This is a genomic window from Streptomyces sp. NPDC006265 (assembly GCF_040613555.1).
Classification (GTDB): Bacteria; Actinomycetota; Actinomycetes; order Streptomycetales; family Streptomycetaceae; genus Streptomyces.
On the sequence record NZ_JBEXSH010001194.1, the window covers coordinates 1 to 2148 of the forward strand.

The following is a 2148-nucleotide window of genomic DNA, read 5'->3' on the forward strand; positions in this document are numbered from 1 at the left end:
GCCGGGTCAGCCGACGGCGTGCAGCGAGCCGCGCCTCTTGGCGGCGGCGGCCTTCTTGGCGGCCGCGGCGGCCGCTCGCTTCTTGCGCTGCTCGGCGAGCTGGTCCTGGTAGGCGGCGACGGCCTTGTGGTAGTTCGCCACGTAGCTCTTGCTGTCCAGGCGGTCGGCCTTGGGCATCGCCTTGACGGCGTCCAGGGCGTCCTCGGGTGTGGTGTAGCCGGCCAGCATCGGGTTGATCTGGTAGACGCCGTTGCGGACCTTCGTGACGAGCCGGGCCAGCTCCAGCTCTCGCAGCGCGGCGTTCACGCTGGGGCGGCTGAGCCCGAGCAGTTCACCGAGGGTGGCCTGGTCCATCGCGATGCGGCCCCCGGGCTCGCTGCGCGCCCGCAGCTTCAGCAGCGCGCGGTAGGCGGCGGGCGGCAGGTCCAGGTCGGCGAGAAGGCTGTCGGCGTTGGTCGCCGTCCACTTCAGGGTGCTCACTGGGCTGTTCCCTCCTCCTGGCGCTGGGCACGGGCCAACCGGCGTGCAGCGCGTTCTTCGGCCCGCTTCTTGCGCAGTTCCTCGATCGCCTCGCGCATGTGCTCCAGCGACGGGAACCGCACGAGCTGCGGCAGGCTCTCATCCTTGCGGATCTTCGCGATCGTCTTGTCCTGGTCGACCTGGACGTACTCGGCTTCGACCAGCTCGGTGCCCGGGATGAACTCAGCTACACGGTACGAGTAGGGCGGGTTGAACTGGTAGACGCCCCGGCGCACCTTGAAGACGATGCCGTGCGACATGACTTCCGCGAGGGCCTCATTGAGCTTCCCTCGGTGCACGTCCAGGACCGTCGACATCTCCTCCTGGGTCAGGCGGATCTGCCCGCCGGCCTTCTGGCAGGCGATCATCAGCAGGATCACCCGCAGCGGCAGAGCCTCGCGGAAGTACTGCGCGATCAGGAAGAAGAACTCCAGCGAGTCCATGGAGAACGCTTTGGGGCGCTCCGGGGTGTCGTAGAACTCCATCGGCTTGCGCTCGCTGCTGAGCGAGACCTTGCGCCGCGGGTAGCGGCGAGCCAACGAGTCGAGGTCCTCAACCGGCTCAACCGGCTTGGACCACGCCTGGATCTCATCGTCGAGAGGCAGCTCCGGCAGGCGCGGCGCGCGCTTCGGTGCGGGACGGCGGCGCTGTGGCTCGGATGACACGAGGCTGCTCTCCACTTCGCTGATCTTCGACGGCAGAAGTATGTCAGCCACGCCGACAGATATGTCGGTCTGGCTGACGTTCCGGCGTGTTGTGTCCCCTCAGAGGGGACAGATCTCCCCCCTGAGCGCTCCGGCGGACCGCTCAACGGGACACCGTCGCGAATGTCGGCCTGGCTGACGTTTCCAGCCCAAAACTGTCGGCCTGGCTGACGTTTAGCCGTCGATGTGACTCCTCAGCAGGTACATATCGACCGCGTTATGTACCTGCTGAGTGGACAGATCGACGGATGTACAACCCGCTGACCAGCGGGTTCTTGATCTGGCTAAGTATTAGGTGGCTGAGGTCCACCCGCAGGCGCCGGCCGGACCCGTCGTGGCTCAGGCGGCTTCGCGTGCGGGCCCGTGGGCCCGCGCAGACCGTAGGCGGCATCAACGACTCTGAGTCTCGGGTGGTACCGGCCGTGACGGACAAGCAGCAGCAAGGCGTGGCTGGCGCCCTCGGGGGTTCCGCCGCCCGGCGCTGGAGGCCGTTCGGCTCCGGTACCTCCGCACCTCGGAATTCTTCCTTTCCCATATCTGAGGTACCGTTCTTCGGCTGAGGTCCGAAGCTCCCCAATTTCTGATTCCTCGCGTGAGTTGGCGGACCGAAATTCCCGCGCCGACGTATTGTCAAAAGGTGCGCGCCGTCCGGGTGGTTGGGGGGTGTCCCCTGTTTCCGCCAACGGTACATGCTGCATCAAGCTGAGGCACGCAGTACACTGGAACCCGACCCGAACGAGCGACCCCCACCCCTCGTAGCCAGCCCGGCCCGCGCCAGCGGGCCCCAACGGTTCTGGAGGCGCAGCCGGAAGGACCGTCAGGCGGGGGAGCGCAGCGGACCCGCCCAGAGTCCGCAGGACTCCCCAACTCCCCAACTGGAGGCCCACCAGCCGCACGTGACACTCCCTCAGCCGGGGGCGCGCAC

The 2148-nt window shown here is 67.3% G+C and carries 2 protein-coding genes; both read right to left on the reverse strand.

Translation table 11 applies throughout. From position 1 onward, the window contains the following. Positions 1-6: 6 nt before the first annotated feature. Positions 7-480 carry a helix-turn-helix domain-containing protein gene (locus tag ABZ281_RS46955; protein WP_356664689.1) on the reverse strand — a complete coding sequence of 158 codons (474 nt, stop codon included), beginning with the start codon at positions 478-480 and terminating at the stop codon, positions 7-9. Beyond that, positions 477-1235, reverse strand: coding sequence for a hypothetical protein (locus ABZ281_RS46960; protein ID WP_356664691.1), 759 nt, complete (start codon positions 1233-1235; stop codon positions 477-479). Before ABZ281_RS46960 ends, ABZ281_RS46955 begins: the two co-directional genes overlap by 4 nt. Between the last annotated feature and the right edge of the window lie 913 nt (positions 1236-2148).